At 49.4% G+C, this 15,317-nt stretch carries 14 protein-coding genes; 8 read left to right on the top strand and 6 right to left on the bottom strand.

Annotated features, from left to right (window positions below; genetic code table 11):
* Nucleotides 1–165 precede the first annotated feature (165 nt).
* Nucleotides 166–759, bottom strand: coding sequence for a crossover junction endodeoxyribonuclease RuvC (gene ruvC / locus AAHB90_RS05340; protein ID WP_342083883.1), 594 nt, complete (start codon nt 757–759; stop codon nt 166–168).
* Between ruvC and AAHB90_RS05335 the strand changes: the two genes are divergently transcribed.
* Both AAHB90_RS05335 and AAHB90_RS05330 read left to right on the top strand, forming a co-directional pair.
* A complete protein-coding gene (locus AAHB90_RS05335) occupies nt 758–1,759 on the top strand; it encodes a lysylphosphatidylglycerol synthase transmembrane domain-containing protein (protein ID WP_342083882.1) in 1,002 nt (333 codons plus the stop codon). The genes ruvC and AAHB90_RS05335 overlap by 2 nt on opposite strands.
* Nucleotides 1,741–2,910, top strand: a complete 1,170-nt coding sequence (locus tag AAHB90_RS05330; protein WP_342083881.1) for a glycosyltransferase family 2 protein — start codon at nt 1,741–1,743, stop codon at nt 2,908–2,910. The genes AAHB90_RS05335 and AAHB90_RS05330 overlap by 19 nt, the downstream gene beginning before the upstream one ends.
* Before the next feature lie 80 nt (nt 2,911–2,990).
* On the opposite strand, the gene AAHB90_RS05325 is transcribed toward AAHB90_RS05330, so the two are convergent.
* Nucleotides 2,991–5,090: a choice-of-anchor A family protein gene (locus AAHB90_RS05325; RefSeq protein WP_342083880.1), complete on the bottom strand. Its 2,100-nt coding sequence runs from the start codon at nt 5,088–5,090 to the stop codon at nt 2,991–2,993.
* 397 nt (nt 5,091–5,487) lie between these two features.
* Nucleotides 5,488–6,309 (bottom strand): XRE family transcriptional regulator, encoded by an 822-nt coding sequence (locus AAHB90_RS05320; RefSeq protein ID WP_342083879.1) that lies wholly within the window; start codon nt 6,307–6,309, stop codon nt 5,488–5,490.
* Between the two features lie 129 nt (nt 6,310–6,438).
* Here AAHB90_RS05320 and AAHB90_RS05315 point away from each other — a divergent pair, with 129 nt between their 5' ends.
* From AAHB90_RS05315 to AAHB90_RS05290, 6 genes are read left to right on the top strand one after another with little or no spacing between them, the layout of a single operon-like run.
* Nucleotides 6,439–7,338 carry a MerR family transcriptional regulator gene (locus tag AAHB90_RS05315; RefSeq protein WP_342083878.1) on the top strand — a complete coding sequence of 300 codons (900 nt, stop codon included), beginning with the start codon at nt 6,439–6,441 and terminating at the stop codon, nt 7,336–7,338.
* Nucleotides 7,316–8,821: a phytoene desaturase family protein gene (locus AAHB90_RS05310; RefSeq protein WP_342083877.1), complete on the top strand. Its 1,506-nt coding sequence runs from the start codon at nt 7,316–7,318 to the stop codon at nt 8,819–8,821. Before AAHB90_RS05315 ends, AAHB90_RS05310 begins: the two co-directional genes overlap by 23 nt.
* Before the next feature lie 3 nt (nt 8,822–8,824).
* Nucleotides 8,825–9,661 carry a phytoene/squalene synthase family protein gene (locus tag AAHB90_RS05305; protein ID WP_342083876.1) on the top strand — a complete coding sequence of 279 codons (837 nt, stop codon included), beginning with the start codon at nt 8,825–8,827 and terminating at the stop codon, nt 9,659–9,661.
* Nucleotides 9,662–9,721: 60 nt separating this feature from the next.
* Nucleotides 9,722–10,237: an isopentenyl-diphosphate Delta-isomerase gene (gene idi / locus AAHB90_RS05300; RefSeq protein WP_342083875.1), complete on the top strand. Its 516-nt coding sequence runs from the start codon at nt 9,722–9,724 to the stop codon at nt 10,235–10,237.
* Between the two features lie 25 nt (nt 10,238–10,262).
* The gene (locus AAHB90_RS05295; protein WP_342083874.1) at nt 10,263–10,739 is read left to right on the top strand and encodes a beta-carotene hydroxylase; all 477 of its coding nucleotides are present in this window, start codon (nt 10,263–10,265) and stop codon (nt 10,737–10,739) included.
* Entirely contained in the window at nt 10,736–11,470 is a 735-nt protein-coding gene (locus tag AAHB90_RS05290; protein WP_342083873.1) for a lycopene cyclase domain-containing protein, read from the top strand. Before AAHB90_RS05295 ends, AAHB90_RS05290 begins: the two co-directional genes overlap by 4 nt.
* Here the strand turns inward: AAHB90_RS05290 and AAHB90_RS05285 are convergent.
* From AAHB90_RS05285 to AAHB90_RS05275, 3 genes are read right to left on the bottom strand one after another with little or no spacing between them, the layout of a single operon-like run.
* The gene (locus AAHB90_RS05285) at nt 11,432–12,571 is read right to left on the bottom strand and encodes an NAD(P)/FAD-dependent oxidoreductase (RefSeq protein WP_342083872.1); all 1,140 of its coding nucleotides are present in this window, start codon (nt 12,569–12,571) and stop codon (nt 11,432–11,434) included. The genes AAHB90_RS05290 and AAHB90_RS05285 overlap by 39 nt on opposite strands.
* A complete protein-coding gene (locus AAHB90_RS05280) occupies nt 12,555–13,250 on the bottom strand; it encodes a methyltransferase domain-containing protein (protein WP_342083871.1) in 696 nt (231 codons plus the stop codon). The genes AAHB90_RS05285 and AAHB90_RS05280 overlap by 17 nt, the downstream gene beginning before the upstream one ends.
* Entirely contained in the window at nt 13,237–15,201 is a 1,965-nt protein-coding gene (locus AAHB90_RS05275; RefSeq protein ID WP_342083870.1) for a UbiA family prenyltransferase, read from the bottom strand. Before AAHB90_RS05275 ends, AAHB90_RS05280 begins: the two co-directional genes overlap by 14 nt.
* Between the last annotated feature and the right edge of the window lie 116 nt (nt 15,202–15,317).

The following is a 15,317-nucleotide window of genomic DNA, read 5'->3' as shown; positions in this document are numbered from 1 at the left end:
AACGTTTGATTAGTAAAAGCAAATATTGGTTTAGTACCATTAAAAAATTTTAATGTCAGCATTAAAATTCTGTTAATGAGCCTCTGCAATCGCCAAAGGCACAAACGTCACGTATGGCCGCATTGGGCCAATTGGATTAATACTATACGAAAGAAGAGATAATTACTATTTGATCCGCTCGGGATTTTCGCTCACGAACGCGCCCCAGCCGCCTTTTTTAGCTTTTTTTGAACCGCTGCTGGCCGCGGACGCCGGAGAATTGGCGTGATACTGATGGCAGATCGCGATGGCTATGCCGTCAGTGGCATCCATAAATTCACGACTGAGTTCCATTTTCAGGATTTTTTCGAGCATGTAGGCCACTTGCTCTTTAGAAGCATTACCGCTGCCGGTAACCGATTGCTTTACTTTTTTGGGGGAATACTCTACGATAGGGATGTTGCGGGCTAATGCCGCAGCCATTGCCACGCCCTGCGCACGTCCGAGTTTAAGCATTGACTGCGCATTTTTACCATAAAAAGGGTCTTCAATGGCCATCTCGTCGGGCAGGTAATCCTCGATCAGCTGGGTCAGGCGCTCAAAGATTTTCTTCAACTTCAACTCGTGCGTACTATATTTGCTCAAATGAATCACCCCGTATTGAACCAGCGAAATCTGCTGTCCCTTGACCGATATGACCCCGTAACCCATCACCTGCGTGCCGGGATCGACCCCGATAATAACCTTTTCCGAAACCTCCGTTTGCTGCGTTTTTAACATGGTGCAAGATAAGGAACTCTCTCCTCCAAAGCCAAAAAGCAACCAGGTAAACCTGCTCTGGGTGATCAAACTTGTCGTGACCGCTCTCGTACTGAGCTACATTTACCGCACATTCCGAAATGAACAAAAAGGAATCGGGGATATCGGAAACGTATTCGGAGAGATATGGTCGGTTCAAAATGCGCCTGTCATAATTCTAATGCTTGTGCTCGTACCAGTCAACTGGGCGCTGGAAAGCCTTAAATGGCAAAAACTGATCTCCCGCATCATACCCATTTCATTCCGCGACGCCATGCGCGGCACATTGACGGGCCTTGCGGTAGGCGTAGCCGTACCCGCACAACTGGGCGATACGCTCGGGCGCGTTGCAGCATTGAGATCCGACCGCCGGTTGGAAGCGATCGGCGCGGCACTCATTTCAAATGGTATTCAGTTTTACGTTTCGGTGCTTGCTGGTGCATTCGGCTGGGTTTATTTAAAAGACCAGCTCGATATCCACGGTACGGCAGTATTACTCGTGAACAGTATTTTATTCACCATTGTTTTCCTGGGCCCCGCCTTATTGCCATTCAGAACACAGCTCGATAACTGGAAGCCTTCCCGCAAAGTTTTTGTAAAAATAAAGGAGTATTTAAATGTAATAGGCCGCTATACGCCCGCTGAACTGGCAACCGGCACAGGTTATGGGCTGCTTCGCTACCTTGTCTTTTTGTCCCAGTTTGTCCTGGCACTATCGCTATTTCATTTTCAGGTTGGAGTCGGGCAGCTTGCTTCATGCGTTGCATTGATTTTTTTAGCTAAAACACTGATACCCGCCATCAATGTGCTGGGCGACCTGGGTTTACGCGAATTTACGGCCCTCGTCGTATTCGCGCCGTTCAAACTACCTCCCGAGCAAATTATAGCCGCCACTTTCCTGATCTGGATCCTGAATGTCCTCGGCCCGATCCTAGTAGGCATTTTCTTGATCTGGAAATATAAATGGAAAAAATCCAGATGAGCGGCATTGCATTCACGTCCTGGGTCGTAGCTACCCTTTGGATACTGCTGGGCAGCTACGCGGTATTCACATTGGTTCTGACCTTCCTCTGGTCCAGAATCCGCAAGCCCGTGATGCCGACCGACATTCCCGACGACCTTTTTATTACCGTCATCATACCAGTCAGAAACGAGGCGGAAAACATCGTCGCCCTGCTCGAAGACCTGGAACGCCAAACCTTGCCGGCAAGCCATTTCGAGGTTTTGGTAATGGACGACAGCTCCACCGACAGTACGGCCGCAATCGTAAGCGCCTTTGCGCAACACTCCCAGGCCCGTATCCGGCTCATTCCCCTACCCGAAGTACGCACTTCGGCGCCCAAAAAGCGGGCGATCGAAACGGCCATTTCTCATGCGCAGGGCAAACTGATCGTCACTACGGACGGAGACTGCCGGGCGCAGGCGGGCTGGTTGCAGGCGATCGCGGCATGTTACATACGCACGGGGGCGAAACTGATCAGTTCGCCGGTCACATTCACGGACGAGACCAGCCTCACCGACCATCTACAGACAGTGGAATTCGCCAGTCTGATCGGCAGCGGTGCGGCGTCAATGTCGGCAGGTTACCCGTCCATGTGCAATGGCGCCAACCTCGCTTACGAAAAAGATACTTTCCTGGAAGTGGGGGGTTACGACGGCGTCCGCCATATCGCCTCGGGCGACGACGAGTTCCTGATGCACAAGATCGCGGCGCACTATCCCGGCTCCGTCCATTTCCTCCGGCACCGCGACGCCATCATCCGCACCGCGCCCCACCGCAGCTGGGCCAGCTTTTACCGGCAGCGGAAGCGCTGGGCCAGCAAATGGAAACATTATCAAAGTAAAACGCCGCTCGTGCTTGCTGTTTACATATTTGCCAGCAATTTTGCCGTGTTGCTCGCGGGAGGACTTGCATTAGCGGGATATGTTCCCCCTTCCGCTTTCATGGGTATGCTGGCGTTGAAATGCATTCCGGAGTGGTTTTTTCTGGGTTCGGTTTTGAGTTTCCTGCAAAAACCGGGATCGCTCGCATTTATACCGCTAACGCAAATTTTCTACCCTTTATACGTTTGCTTTTTCGGTCTGGCCGCACAGCAGGGCCAATATGAATGGAAAGGAAGAAAACTTTCCTGAGCCGGTGGCATATAAAAAAGCTGCCGGCAAGATGCCGGCAGCTTTAAGTTTCACATAACGCTATATAAGATCAATTCATTCTACTTTTTAAGCACTTTCGAAGAATACTTTCCTTCATCATTTACCACGTTCACAATATACATTCCCTGCGCAAAAGCCTGAACATTAACTTTGATTTCTGTCTGAGCGGTCACCGGCATTGCCTGGTAAACCTGCTTTCCTCCTAGTGTGAATATTTCGATTTTTTTCACCGGAGAGAAACTCCGGACATTCATTTCGTCCTGGGTTGGGTTCGGGAAGAAGTCCACTGCCAACCGGGCGTCGCAGGTTCCGGCTTGTACGTTACGGATTGCGCTGTATTCGAATGTCTCGTCACTGTCCACTTGCTTAAGACGATAATAGTAGCTCTTTGCAGGTACAGATTCCGATGAAAATGGTGTGTCGTTGAAACTATATGTGGCCTTTTTGGCGTCGTAATCGATCCGGGCTACAACATTGTAAGTCCTGGCGTCCGATGAGCGCTCGACTTCGAAATGTGAGAAATTTTTGGCTTCGGTTACTTTCCATTTCAGTTCCGCATTGCAATTTACATTTTGTGCGGTAAAATATCCTAATGTTACCGGTAAAGCTGTTGAAGGAGGCGGACTTGTGAAGCATGTTGTAGTCGATGCCGGGAAGGTAATGTTCACAACTGTCGTGGGAGTAACGGTCACCCGGATAGTCGCTCCGTCCTGGCGCAGGGAGCCGTAACGGTCGTCCGGCGCCTCTACCCATTTGTTATTTTCCTGCCTGTATCCTGGCCATGAAATGCCGTTTCCATTGATATCCAGGGCAACACCGGGGAACAGAAGACTACCTGTAAGGGGCAAGCCGCTATCTTCCTGGATCACTTTTCCTTCTGCATTGATCCATTCAATTTTGGCTGTCTGGCCGGTCGCATCGTAGTTCGGGGTTACCGAATAGTCCAGCCATGAGGCATTTTTCAAACATTTCGAAGAAGCAGTCGCATCGATTTTTTTATCAACCGGTTCCGGGATCGACGGCAGGAATGGCCAGAAGTGAACCTCGTCGCTTTTATGTACGAAGCTTTTGGCAATGATCTGTCCATTAATATTGCCGTTGTTCTCTTTTACCACATCGGCTTGTGGTGCGAAAATAGTTCCGCTGATCTGTGCATTCCCACCCAGGGTAATGCCTTTGGTTGCATCCGGAAAGTTGTAGATCACATAGCTGCCCTGTGGGTCGGACAAGCCGCCGAAGCCAGGGAAGTTGATTTTATTGCTGCCGCTCACTCCGCAGAAAGTAGGGAAGTCTACGATGTTGATGACCAGACCGAAATTGGTATTGGGCGAAGTTTCGCCCAATTGCGGCCCCTGCGGGATTCCTTCAATGTTTGAATTTCCGATTTTGTTCCAAACAGCAGCCGAGACAGTCAGTACGTTGATCTTATTGGGATCAACAATAATTTTGGGGTTGTTACCGATAACATTGGGATCAAGATAGGGGCCCATGGGGGCAGAAGCCATAATGTTCCCGTTTTGATCGCGGATTGGCAGGTTATCCGCCATCTCTTTCAATTGATTCGATCTTTTGATGAAGCTCGTAAAGGCTCCTTCGATGTCGATCTGGTTGGCTCCCGTTCCGAAAACGCTCTCGCACACCGGGTTAACCGTTTCACTTACGCTCGGCGACCATGTATTGACGTTCGCATTGATCGTAATGTTGGGTGTTTCCCAGTATTGCTTGTCGTTTCCGGTAATGCGGATGGTCGAGGCTGCATTGTTGTTGTCCTTATACCAAACTTTCAGATTGGTACCCGAAGCATCCGAAGGGCTGCAATTTCCGATTTTAACGTAGTTGTCGCCGTTTACAGTCAGGCTTCCACTATTGAGCTTAACCGCTCCGCGAACAGCCAGGCCGATCGATGCACCATTGACAAACAGCACGCCGTGTTGCTTGTTGAAACTGATTTGGTATTGATTGGTAGTCACGTTTCCACCGACGGCGATAGGTCCCTCCGTTTCGTTGGACTGCAAGGTAGCATCACCTTTGACGAATATATTGAACCGCTGTGCAGCGGAAGTAGGGCTCTGGGCAGATACTTGATACGTATATAATAAGAGGAGCGCTAAAAAACTAGTAAATAGAGGTTTGACAAGCATGAGGTTGAGTGATTTCATTTGTTAACTCAACGAAATTAGACTGCCCTTACCGATCAATCGTTTTTTTTGTGCTCATTCGAAGCTAGTTTGGGGTGATGTCAGCGTTTTCAGGGGTGACAACTTTCAATAAAATTGTACTAATCGAAGATAATGCACATTCGAAAACAAACTAGTATTAATGTAGCAACAGCATTCTTACTAGCGTTAAGCCCATACTTATTCTACAATAAAGCCTTACAAATGCCGTATATTGCTAGAATTTTGTCATTCAAGAAGTGGTAAAATGTTCGATCGCTGCCTTTTAACCCTATTTTAACTACTATAACAATTTGAAGAAAACACTTTCTTCCCCATATAAAAAAAACCGGAGCACGAACTCCGGTTTGTCCAACTATTTGTAGGCAAATCACCTTCCCTATTTATAGCTTGTTCGCTTTTTCAATTCCTTTAATTCGTTCTGCATTTCCTGCAACATCCGCATGAGCTGCTGCATGTCGGTTTGTGGCTCCGGAAGGGCCTTACTGTGGAAGCTATAATACTCCCATAGCTCGATCACCTCACCGATCGGTACCGTATAGGCAAAGTATTGCTTGTTGAATGATTGCAGCAGCATGGTTCCACCCGATTGATTGATGGTAACTTGCTTAAACACGAAATCCTGGTCGCCTTTCAGGATAACGATACAGGGCGTTTCGGGTTTAAGGGTCGTCCAGTCCTGAACATACCTCGTAATGATATCCGCGCCTTCGGGCACAGGCAGCATCGAATCACCGACGGTCGGGAACATCCTGAACGTACCATTTTTAGGCACGGTAGGCAGATTGAAACGGGGCAATGTGGCAAGAAACTCCGGGTCCGCATAGCCCGAACGGTAACCCGCGCGCGCCTGCACAGGCACGTATTCGATGTTCTCCTTGTCCTCTTTATCAACTGTAATGGCCAGGACGCGGATCTGGCTGCCTTTCATAAACAGCTCGCTCCCCTCTTCCAGGTCTTTCAGCTTCTGGTCCGAGAGCTTGCTCAATTCGATTTTCAGAAGACTGTCGATGCTCATCCGGAAATACTCCGAAAAGTTAATCAGGTCATCGACCGTCGGGTTGGCCGTACGGCCGCTTTCGATCGCATTGAGCTTTACCCTGCTGATCCCGAGCTTCTCCGCCAGTGCCTCCTGACTAAGCTTCTGACGCAAACGGAGGTACTTGATATTGACAGACCAGAAAATTTCCTGCGCACCCATGAGTTGATATTTTTAAAATCAGACATAAGATATTATCAATATCAAAAGTAGCAGCATTTTTTATTTTTCCTACAAAAAAGTGAACAAATAATTTTGTTTAACTATTTTTGAAAAACTTTAAACAAAAATATGTCCACCTATTCGATCAGAGACCTCGAACGCATTACCAGCACCAGGGCGCATACAATCCGCATCTGGGAGCAACGCTATGGCCTCCTCGAACCGGAGCGGACCGACACGAATATCCGATACTATAACGACGATCACGTCAAGAAGCTCCTGAATGTGTGTACGTTGCTCAACCGAGGCATGAAGATTTCGCACATCAGCCAGCTTAGCAACGCACAGATTCGCAGTGAGATCGACGCGATTATCTCCGGGCTGCAACAGACCGACCAGCATATAGAGGCGTGGATCAACGAGGCGGTGATCGCTATTGCTGCATATGATGCACCGACATTCAACAAATTGTTCGCCGATGCCGTAAACCGGCTGGGATTGGTTGTAACCTACGAAAAGATCCTCTACCCGCTGCTGGTCAGAACGGGGCTGATGTGGACGAAAGATGCTCTTTTGCCCGCGCAGGAGCATTTTTTATCGAACCTGATCCGCCAGAAGCTGTTCGCGGCGATCGACGCCTTGCCCGTACCAGAAACCAGCGACCAGAAATGGCTGCTCTTCCTGCATGAAGGTGAAGAGCATGAAATCGGGCTTCTTTTCGCCTATTATCTGCTTTTACGTGCGGGCAAACCCGCTGTTTACCTGGGCGCACGTGTACCCTATCCCGACCTGCACGCCGTAGCCGACGGTATTACGCCGACGCACATTTACACCTTTTTCGTAAGCAACCAGCCCCCGAACCACGCTCAGGAACTGCTGGGTCAGCTTACGCAGGACTTCCCAAATTGCCTGATCTGCTTTTCCGGCGGTATCGAAAACCCGGCGAATGGATCCCGGATCAGTCAAATTGAATCCATTGAACAACTCTTTGAAACCATCGGAACGGATGCGGCACACACTAAGTCATAATCTGACAAGCGGGAAGGCTATCGGTGTCATCGGTGCGGGTTTTGCCGGCATGGCAGCCGGCGCAATCCTGGCAGAATGCGGTCACGACGTCACGATTTTTGAGAAAAACGACACCATCGGAGGCCGCGCGCGCACGTTTTCGGAACAGGGCTTCACCTTTGATATGGGCCCCAGCTGGTACTGGATGCCCGACGTCTACGAGCGCTTTTTTGAGCGGTTCGGTTATGGCGTGGCGGATTTATACCGTTTGAAACAGCTCGATCCGGGGTTTGCTGTTGCTTTTCCCGACGATGAAGTGATGGACGTCCCCGCCGATTTCGACCAGCTATGCACTTTATTTGAACAAATAGAAACAGGCGCGGCCGACAAGCTTCGCCGGTTCATCGCCGACGGGGAATTTAAATACCGTGTCGGAATGGATGATATGGTTTACAAGCCCGGCCATTCCATTACCGAATTTATAAGCCTGCGAATTTTCGGTCAGGCATTGCAATTGCAGCTTTTCAGCTCATTCAGCAAGCATGCACGCCGGTTTTTCAAAGATCCGAGACTGCTCGCCCTGATTGAGTTTCCCGTCCTGTTCCTCGGCGCAATGCCCAAAGATACCCCTGCATTGTACAGCCTGATGAACTACTCGGGACTCAAACAAGGCACTTTTTACCCGATGGGCGGATTCGGAAAAGTGGCCGATGCATTCCAGCACATTGCCCGGCAAGCGGGCGTACAGTTCCGTACCGCAGAGGCGGTTGAACGACTGGAAACGTCGGGCGGCCGCGTGCGGCATATTCATACGACCAGCCAATCCGTACCGGTTCAGGCGGTAATCGGCAGTGCCGACTACCAGCATATCGAACATGCATTGCTGCCGCCGCAAGACCGGCATTACAAGGACGCTTACTGGGAAGAGCGGATATTTGCCCCTTCCTGCCTGCTCTTTTACCTCGGCATCGACAAGCGCATTGCCCGGCTACGGCATCACAATTTGTTTTTCGACCAGGATTTCGGACTGCATGCCGAGGAAATATACAAGGAAAAGAAATGGCCGACCGCACCGCTCTTTTACGTTTGCTGCCCGTCGGTCACCGACCCATCGGTAGCCCCGGAAGGCCACGAGAACGTGTTCGTGCTGATGCCAATTGCCACGGGCCTGCCAGACCCGGAGCCTATCCGCGAGCATTATTACCAGTTACTGATGGACCGGCTCGAAAAATTTGCCGGTGAGACGATCCGCGATCATGTCGTTTTGAAAAAAAGCTATTGTGTTTCCGATTTCAAAAACGACTACAACGCTTACCAGGGTAATGCTTATGGGCTGGCCAATACGCTTCGTCAGACCGCCATTTTCAAGCCCAAACTGAGAAGTCCGAGTGTTAGCAACCTGTTTTTCGCCGGGCAGCTCACAGTTCCGGGACCCGGAGTGCCTCCCGCGATCATATCCGGCACCATCGCCGCCCAGGAAGTCCTCAAATACCTAAACAGCTAACTTATGAAGAGCCTTTTCGATGAACTATCGGCGTCGTGCAGCAAAAAGACCACGCAGCTATACAGTACCTCGTTTTCCCTGGGCATTTACTTTCTGAAACCGGCATTACACAGGGCCATTTATGGAATATACGGATTTGTGCGCCTGGCCGACGAGATCGTGGACAGCTTTCACGGCTACGAACAGGAGAAAATGATGGCGCGCATCCGCACGGAAACACAGGAGGCCATCCGCGAACGGATCAGCATTAACCCCATTTTGAACAGTTTCCAGCATGTGGTACATGTTTACGGGATCGAATGGGAGCTTATCGATACGTTTTTGAAGAGCATGGAAATGGATTTGCTCAAAAAGGAACACACGCAGGACTCTTATCAGGAATATGTGCTGGGATCGGCAGAAGTGGTGGGCCTGATGTGCCTGCGTGTTTTTTCAGAAAATGACACCACATTATATGAATCATTGAAACCTTATGCGATGAAACTAGGTGCCGCGTTCCAGAAAGTAAACTTCCTGCGCGACCTCAAAGCCGACTATCAAACACTCGGCCGGACCTATTTCCCGGGTGTAAACTTCAATCATTTTTCACATGCCGACAAGGCCCGGATCCAGCAGGAGATCGAGACCGATTTCGAAGATGCGCTCACGGGTATCCGCCGGTTGCCGGCAAGCTCGCGCAGAGGGGTTTACCTGGCCTATTATTATTACAAAAAGCTATTCCTCCGTATCAAGGAAACGCCACCTGAGAAGGTCATGAATGCTCGGATACGGATTCCGGATATCGATAAGTTCGGGCTGATGTTTCGGTCGCTGCTGAGGCACCAGTTTGACCTTTTGTGACGTTTTTGTGTTGTAGGGGGAGAATCGACCCGCAATACAAAACCTGAAACCCACCATCCTATGAACGACCAAGTTGTGCTGGTAACGGAAAACGACGAAGCCATTGGCCTGATGCCCAAGCTCGAAGCGCATGAGAAAGGTGTGCTGCACCGCGCATTTTCTGTGTTTATTTTTAATTCAAAAGACGAGATGCTGCTGCAAAGACGGGCATTCGGCAAATACCACTCGGAAGGCCTGTGGTCCAATACCTGTTGCAGCCACCCGCTCCCGGGCGAGCCCGTACACGAGGGCGCCGTGCGACGACTGCGCGAAGAAATGGGTATCGAAACAGAACTTGAATTTCTGTACACTTTCCAATACCGCGCCGACCTGGAAAACGGCCTGACGGAGAACGAGCTGGACCACGTTTTTTACGGCGTTACCGACGCATTGCCTGAAATAGACCCGGCCGAAGCCAGCGACTATAAATACCTGACCATATCCGAAATACAAGCCGATATAGCCCAAAACCCGCATGCTTACACCGAATGGTTTAAGATCTGCATGCCGGTGATCGCGCATAAAATCGCAAGTTGACCGGACTGAACACTTCCAAAACAATATGATGCCACAATGGATATCCAACGTTCTGATTACCCTGGCCGCATTCGTAGCCATGGAATGCGTAGCCTGGATGGCACATAAATACCTGATGCACGGGCTATTGTGGTCGCTTCACCACGACCATCACCAGCGCGACGACGGTGATTTCTTTGAGAAGAACGATTACTTCTTTGTCATTTTCGCCACGCCCGGTATTACCTGTCTATGGCTCGGGCTCGACGCGGGGTTCAACTATCTGTTCTGGGTCGGGCTTGGCATTACAATTTATGGTTTTACCTACTTCCTCGTCCACGATGTGTTCATTCACCAGCGTTTCAGGGTTTTCAGGAATACCGATTCCATTTATCTGAAAGCCATCCGACGGGCCCATAAAATGCACCACAAGCACCTCGGCAAGCATGGGGGCGAGTGCTTCGGAATGTTATGGGTGCCGCTCAGGTATTTCCGCGAAGCGAAAAAAGCGACCGCCAAATGAAACTGCTTTACCTGCTGGTTGACCTGGGTGCTATTTCAGTGCCGTTGCTCGCCTCTTTCCACCCAAAAATCAAGCTGTACAAGCATTGGAAAGCATTGTGGCCGGCTATCCTGCTCTCGGCCGCCCCGTTCATTATCTGGGACAGTTACTTTACGAAAATAGGTGTCTGGGGCTTCACACCTCAGTATCTTACAGGCATGGGGCTATTCGGTCTGCCGATTGAAGAAATCCTGTTTTTCATCTGCATTCCTTACGCCTGTATGTTTACTTACTTCTGTTTCAGGCTTTGGAAAGGACAGCTGCATTTGAAAGCGGAGCAAACTGTCACCTGGATCTTCATCGGGCTTTGCCTGATACTGGGTCTGCTCGGCACCGGCCGCTATTACACATCCTCCACCATGAGCTGGCTGGCAATTTTTCTGATCTATTTAAAATGGCAGGTCAAACCGAAGTGGCTTGGTTTATTCTACTATTCACACCAGTTCCTGCTCATTCCATTCATCATTGTCAACGGCATTCTCACCGGCACGGGCCCCGAAAAACCGGTTGTCTGGTATAATAATGCGGAAAATCTTGGTATACGTATGCTAACAATCCCTATCGAGGACATTTTTTACGGAATGCTGCTGCTCCTGCTCAATGCTTTTTTATTTGAATATTTCCTTCAAAAATCCGAGAGAAAATTGCAATCCCTAGAACACGGAACCGTGCGTAAGGGAGACCAGCTTTGAAGTAAGCCAGGGTGACTGATCCAGTAATTTCAACGCCAGATCGGTAGTACGGCTTTTGCCAAAGAGCTTTTGCAAATGGTAACCGGCCCTGATCCGAGTTCCAAATGCCGCGTTCCACGCGAGATGGTAATTTTTTATGGCCTGTCCGTACGTTTGTTTTCCATTAAAAAAAAGAATTAACTGCTCCGCAAGCATTTTTGAAGCCCTCATACCCATACTCATTCCATTGCCACAAAGCGGCGTAATAGAACCCGCCGCGTCACCAAGCAAGAAAATATCATTCGAACCGGTCTGCTTTTTGCTGAATTGCACATTACTGATGATCAGCGGCTGTGCATGGACAAATTCCGAGTTTGTGAAGTAGTTTTTTAGAAATGGATTTTGATATAACACCCGCTCTTCCATTTGCTTTACATCTTTCCCGTTTTCCAGAAGATTCCGTGCGGTTGTCAGGTAACAGAGACAATACCAGTCCCGATCGACCTTTGAAATGCCGCAATAGCCGTCGCTGAAATTGTGTAATTCAATTCGGTTGGATGGGAAGTCCGTTTTGATATGGTATTTAACACCAATATAATTCTGGTTATCAGCATTTGATGTTGCCTCTTCTTTCAAATGAATAAATTGCGGCGCATACTTTCCGTAACTTCCACAAACGACTTTTGAGGTAAAATCTCCTACAGAGCTGCGGATTTGAAAACCATTTGCAGCATTCCCGTGCACATCCGTAACGCGACATTCCTGCACCACCCGAACGCCCTTACGCAACGCGATTTCAACCAAATGGTGATCGAGGCTGTACCTGCTGATACCAAAACCACCCATTTCGAGTCGGTGATCGAGCATAAATCCACGATCGGAACTGATTCCCAGGCTATTAATCCGTGGCAATTCCAGCTCGGAAAGCGGTAGCCCCAGCCTTTCCAGAAAAGGCCAGCTCTCCATTGAAATATATTCTCCACAAACCTTGTGAAATGGGTATTTACCTTTCTCAAACACCACCACCGATACGTCCCTTTCCGCCAATTGAATGGCCAGGCAAAGCCCTGCCACCCCGCCGCCGATGATCGCGCATTCGAAATGTTCAGTCTGCGTTTCCATAAACGATCACTTCATGCCGGAAGGCCCATTTGTTACGCACGGAAAACTTAGTGGCACCCGACTGTTTCAATATTTCCAGCCATTCTTTCTTTTTAAAACCCCTTAAAACAGACAGCGGTGCATCATTTTTCACCAGGTATGATTTTGAAAAAAGCCTGGTCAACAGTTTAATCGAATAATATGCCACCGGGTTTCTTTCCAAGTCGTTGATCACCAGAATGGCCCGGTTACTCAATGCAAACTGTACCAGCTCTTCGAGATCGTCAGTAGTAAGATGGTGGCAGAAAAGGCAGGCGTGGATGATATCGACCTTGGCCAAGTGTCGGTAAGTATTCCGGTAATCGTCGCAAATGAGCGCTACATTGCTGTTTTTAAGATTTTCTCCGGCATAGGCAATGCAATCGGGTTTGAGATCGACGCCACAGAGATCGAGTGAGAAGCCTGCTTTTTTGTTCCAGTTAGCAATGCGTTTGAGCGTATCTCCGCCCCCGCAACCGATGTCGACGAGCTTGTAACGCTTGCCTTTTTGCAGCACGCGTTTTAAAGCAGCAAATGAAATGTCGTAACCGCCCAGCCAGTGATTGATAAAATCCAGCTCCCGGAGGTTTTGAAAAAGGTCTGCCGGTGGAATATCATCCCGGTCGAGCAGCTCCTTTTGCAAGCTCCTATGCCTGAACATAACGCAGCTGCATAGTTTCAATGCTCAGCCCCGGACCGAATGCGGCAGCGAAAATGCGGTTACCCAAATGCTCGGGCTTTGCCTGTTCCAGTACTTCTTTCAAGACAAATAACACGGTAGGCGACGACATATTTCCGTAATTTTTAAGCACATTGTAGGTGGGTCCCAGCAGACATTTGTCCAACTCCAATGCAGCAGCGAAGTCGTCGACAATGCGTTTCCCGCCCGGATGAACCGCCCAATGCCGGTAATCTTCCGGTTTAAGGCCGACCGATTTGAGCATAGGGCCGATATTTTCCCGGATCAAATCTGGGACGTAGGAAGATAAATTCATGATAAAACCCGTCTCCGAGAGCTGCCAGGCCATATCTGAATAGCCATTGTGCAGCACCATCGAATTGAACCCATCAATTTTCACGGAGTGCAGGTAGCCGTGATCAGGCTGCGACGACACCAGTAAAGCAGCCGCGCCATCACCGAAAATCATATTGGAAAGCAGGTAATCGTCGTTGTACCGCTTCTGGAAATGGATCGAGCAAAGCTCCGTGCAGACAACGAGCACTCTGGCATTTGCATTGCTTTTACAAATGGCGTCTGCATTCTTCAATGCCAGTATCGCCGCGTTGCAGCCCATGAAATTGACGCTGCTGCGTTCGATGGCAGGATTCAATTGCAACTCGCGCATGAGTTCCACGTCCAGCCCGGGAGCAAACAGGCCGGTACAGGTAACGGTAATTAAGTGGGTAATATGCTTTTTAATACCCTCAAAGCCAGCTATTTGACCGATCGCTTTTTTGGACAATGCAGTCGCATGCTTCTGATAGAGTTGCATCCGCTGCGAAAGCGTCGGTTCGGGCAGCAAAGTGGCATCCCGGTTGAAGAACTCGAAACTTTCGGGGGTTTTATCGAAATCGGCGATGACCGAGTAGCGCTTTTCTATACCCGTTTTACCTGCGACAATTTTAATCTTCCGGCGGGTGTTCAGGTCATCAGTCGACCGCAGGTAGAAGTCGGTGAGCGTTTCCTGTGCATAACCATATTCGGGAACGGCTGTTTCAATGGCGGATAGATAACTCAATGGAATTCTGTTGATAATAATTAAAACGATGAAACAACTATTCATGCAAATTGCCGCAACCCAGTTCATCCGCATCGTATTCCGAAAATTGGCCTGGCGGTGGTCTTTCCAAACCAGCGAAAACCATATCCCGAACCAGATCACGATGGGGATAAAAAACACCTGGATAATGTAAAAAACCATTCCAAGCTCCCTGGTCGTAAAGTACAAATAATAAAACACATTGCAGAGCACAAACATGGCGGCCGTGAAGGCAAAAGTGCCGATATAGCCCAGTTTGTAGCTCAATGTAACAACTCCGTCGCGCAGGTCCTGCTCATGCTGGTACACCTGCGTGAGCGGATACGCGCCCGCGATCTGGAAAGAGCACCCCAGCAAAACGAAGATATTGGCCGTATCGAGCCGCAATGCTCCGCCCGAAATGCCGGCAATCGACATATAATAGGTAAATGCCCCCTGAAAAATGACCACGGTAAAAAAACCGATAATCGGATGCTTTTTCAGCCTGATCTGCCGCGAACTATACGCCCTCGAAGCCCCGATGTAAAGTATGAGACAAAACGCGAACAACGTATTTACGAACACCAGTGCCAGAACGGTTGCGGCGACATCTAAAAAAATCGTCAGGTAAAAGAGTTCGCGGGTAGGAAGAGGCGGTTTTTCCAGCCCTCCTATGCTGCCCTCGTCGCGGTCGACGTAGCTGTTATAGCCATTGCTCGCAGGATAAACGAGAAAATGGATGATCAGAAAGCTCCATAATGCCTGCCTGTGCACCACTTCCTCGGCCTGGCTGTAAGCGAAAAGAAACAGCGGCGCAAGGAAAAACGAGAACGGGATTCTCAGAAGCTTGATGGTGTTGCGGTCGATCGGCATGGAGCAATTTATGCAAAAAAGCGATATGACCGAGGGGCGGTATTGCCAGGTGTGGTCAGGTGTGGTCAGGTGTAGTCAGGTATTGTCATGATAGTCATTTCTCCAAACTTGACAAC

The organism is Dyadobacter sp. OTU695, from assembly GCF_038440355.1.
Classification (GTDB): Bacteria; Bacteroidota; Bacteroidia; order Cytophagales; family Spirosomataceae; genus Dyadobacter.
This window is presented reverse-complemented; position numbering and strand designations above follow the sequence as displayed.